Annotated in this window: 3 protein-coding genes and 1 pseudogene; 1 reads left to right on the forward strand and 3 read right to left on the reverse strand. The window is 69.8% G+C overall.

What is annotated here, in order from left to right:
- The 3 genes from ACILRF_RS15760 to ACILRF_RS15770 all read right to left on the reverse strand — a co-directional run.
- Positions 1-293, reverse strand: a 293-nt coding sequence (locus tag ACILRF_RS15760; RefSeq protein ID WP_395674562.1) for a fructose-bisphosphatase class II, incomplete at its 3' end; no start/stop codon positions are given.
- Between the two features lie 27 nt (positions 294-320).
- Positions 321-1,610 carry a homoserine dehydrogenase gene (locus ACILRF_RS15765; RefSeq protein WP_395674564.1) on the reverse strand — a complete coding sequence of 430 codons (1,290 nt, stop codon included), beginning with the start codon at positions 1,608-1,610 and terminating at the stop codon, positions 321-323.
- Between the two features lie 75 nt (positions 1,611-1,685).
- Positions 1,686-2,132: a hypothetical protein gene (locus ACILRF_RS15770; protein ID WP_395674566.1), complete on the reverse strand. Its 447-nt coding sequence runs from the start codon at positions 2,130-2,132 to the stop codon at positions 1,686-1,688.
- Between the two features lie 151 nt (positions 2,133-2,283).
- On the opposite strand from ACILRF_RS15770, the pseudogene ACILRF_RS15775 reads away from it, so the two are divergent.
- Positions 2,284-3,076, forward strand: a pseudogene (locus tag ACILRF_RS15775) (class I poly(R)-hydroxyalkanoic acid synthase); the annotation flags it as partial.

Consider the following 3,076-nt stretch of genomic DNA (forward strand, 5'->3'; position numbering starts at 1 on the left):
GTCAGGGTCGTGCCTTCGAGCGGATCGAGCGCGATGTCGACCTTGAGCTTGCCGCCCTTGCCGACCTTCTCGCCGATATAGAGCATCGGCGCCTCGTCGCGCTCGCCCTCGCCGATGACGATCTCGCCATCGAACGGCTGTTCGTTGAGGGCCGTGCGCATGGCGTCCACGGCGGCCTGGTCGGCGGCGATCTCGTCGCCCCGTCCGGCCAGGCGCCACGCGGCGATGGCCGCCGCCTCTGTGACGCGCACCGCCTCCAGCACAAGACCGCGGTCGAGGAAATCCGAGCTCATGGCCGATGCCTCCGGGCGGCAGTCTACTCAGATTTGGGCGATGCGCAGCAGCCGCGGGCGCTCCAGCACCGCCGGCAGGCCGGCGATCCGCTCCACCGCCGCCATCAGCACCGACTCCGCGACAGCGTGCGTGGTCAGCACGATGGGGACGCCGGCGGCGTCCTCGACCGGCTTTTGCAGGAAGCTCTCTATGGAGACGCCGGCCTCGGCCAAGGTCTCGGATACGGCGGCGATGACGCCCGGCTCGTCGCGGACGAGGAAGCGCAAGTAGGCGCGGCCCATCATCTTCGACGGGTCGATCGGCTTGAAGGGCGCCAGCGAGCCGGCCTGGGCCTGGAAGACCGGCCGTTGGGCGCTGGTCATGGCGTCGGCGATGTCGGCGGCGACCGCGGCCGCCGTCGGGCCCGCGCCGGCGCCCGGCCCCTGGACGAAGATCCGGCCGATCCGCGCGCCTTCGATGAACAGCGCGTTGAGGGCGCCGCCGGCCTGCGCCAGCGGATGGTTGGCCGGGGCCAGCGAGGGATGCACGCGCACGAGGACGCCGTCTTCCGAGCGGTCGGCGGAGGCGACGAGCTTGATCCGATAGCCCAGGTCGCGGGCCATCTTGATGTCCATCAGGTCGACCTGGTCGATCCCCTCGATCTCGGCGGCGGCGTAGGTCGGCGCGCAGCCGAACGCCAGGGCCGCCAGGATCGAGATCTTGTGGGCGGCGTCGAAGCCGCCGACGTCCATGGTCGGGTCCGCTTCGGCGTAACCCAGGCGCTGGGCCTCGGCGAGCACGTCGGCGAACGAGCGGCCGGTAGCCTCCATCTCAGTCAGGATGAAGTTGCAGGTGCCGTTGAGGATGCCGGCGATCGACTTGATGTCGTCACCCACCAGAGCCTCGCGGACCATCTTCACCGCCGGAACGCCGCCCATCACGGCGGCTTCGAACAGCAGCGGCGCGCCCTTAGATTCGGCCAGGGCTGCGAGCTCGGCGCCGTGCTCGGCGATCAACGCCTTGTTGGCGGTCACGACCGGCTTGCCGGCATTGAGCGCCGCCTCGACCGCAGCCTTGGCCGGGCCGTCGGAGCCGCCGATCAGTTCGACGAATAGGTCGTTGTCGGGCGAGGCCGCGAGCGCCACCGGGTCGTCGAACCAGGCGATTTTCGAGATGTCGACCGGCCGCGGCCGTGAACGCGAGCGCGCCGACACCCCGGTGACGGTCACCCGCCCGCCAGCGGGCGCGAACCCCGGACGCTCGGCCAGGAAGCCCAAGAGTCCTGCGCCGACCGTGCCAAGGCCTGCGATCCCGATACGCCAATCTTTCACAGTCATTGCATCGCCAAGGTGTCTGCGGTCGCCTCGCCCGCTGGGGCGACTTGGACCTGAGGTTATTCCAGTGTGTCCGGCCTATCGGCTAGGCGACGGAGGCGGTGTCGCTCGCCGACGCAGCTGGTCGGCGAAGGCTTCGGTGGCCTGGGGATCGACCGGCACATCGGCCCCGCCCACCGCCGAGCGCGCGCCGGAGGCGAAGGCGTCGGTATTCTGCAGCGTCCAGGTGGACGGCGCGGTCTTCTGCTCGAGGTCGGCCTGGGCGCTGCGGATGTCGCGCGCCGACTGGCCGTAAAGGCGCAACGGCCGCACGTCCGTCGGCACGGCCGGGATCTCGGAGAAGCTCGGGAAATCGGTGTTGGCGCGGGAGGCGCGGGAGACTTCGGTGGCGATCGGCGACGCCGGATCGATCTTGGCCGAATCGAACGGATTGCCGACGCAGCCGCCGAGGAAGGCCGCGCAGGCTGCCGCGGCCGGCGCCCCGGCGCGGCGGGCTGTCACAAAAAGGCCGACGCACGCTTTCATCCTGGGATCGTCTTAGGCGATGATAGCGTGAGGCGGAAGGGCGCACGCGCGCCGTGGGTCGAGAGGACGCGACGTGAGCGATCAGCAATCCCCGTCGCGCTCCGCTTCGGCGCTGTCCGATGAACATCAGGCGCAGCTGGAGAAGCTGTCGATGAACCTGGCCCGGGCGGCGGTGACCGCTCAGGCGGCGATCGCCGAGATGACCCTGCGCCAGGCGGACCAGCCGGCGGCGCTGAGCCCCGACCCGTTCCATGTCGCCCCGGCGCTGGGCGAGGTCATCGGCCGGCTGGCGGCCCAGCCGGACCGGCTGATGCGCGCCCAGGCCGATCTGTTCACGCGCTACCTCGACCTGTGGCAGGCGACGGCCCGGCGGATCAACGACGGCGAGACCCGCGCGGTGGCGACCCCGGAACGCGGCGACAAGCGGTTCGCCGACCCGGAGTGGTCCGACAATCCGCTCTTTGACACCATCAAGCAGTCCTACCTGATCACCTCGGACTGGCTCAACGGGCTGATGGCGGAGGTCGACGGGATTGACCCGTTGGAGAAGCGCCGTGCGGAACTGTTCATGCGCATGCTGACGGACGCGTTCTCACCGTCCAACTTCCTGGTCTCGAATCCCGTCGCCATGCGCGAGCTCGTGGCCAGCGGCGGCGATAGCCTCGTCCGGGGCATGGAGAACTTCGCGGCGGACATGGAGCGGGGCGGCGGCCGCCTGGCGATCGCCCAGACCGACTACGAGCGGTTCCGCATCGGCGAGAACGTCGCGACCGCGCCTGGCAAGGTGGTGTTCCGCAATCCCATCCTGGAGCTGATTCAGTACGCGCCGACCACCAAGACGGTGCATCAGATCCCGCTGCTGATCTTCCCGCCCTGGATCAACAAGTTCTACATCCTGGACCTGCGGCCCGAGAACTCGATGATCCGCTGGCTGACGGATCAGG

It is taken from the genome of Phenylobacterium sp., assembly GCF_044236515.1.
In the GTDB taxonomy this organism is placed as follows: Bacteria; Pseudomonadota; Alphaproteobacteria; order Caulobacterales; family Caulobacteraceae; genus Phenylobacterium.

Coding starts and splice junctions, on each gene's coding strand:
- ACILRF_RS15765 (WP_395674564.1), bottom strand. CDS start 1,610: ATGACTGTGAAAGATTGGCGTATCGGGATCGCAGGCCTTGGCACGGTC.
- ACILRF_RS15770 (WP_395674566.1), bottom strand. CDS start 2,132: ATGAAAGCGTGCGTCGGCCTTTTTGTGACAGCCCGCCGCGCCGGGGCG.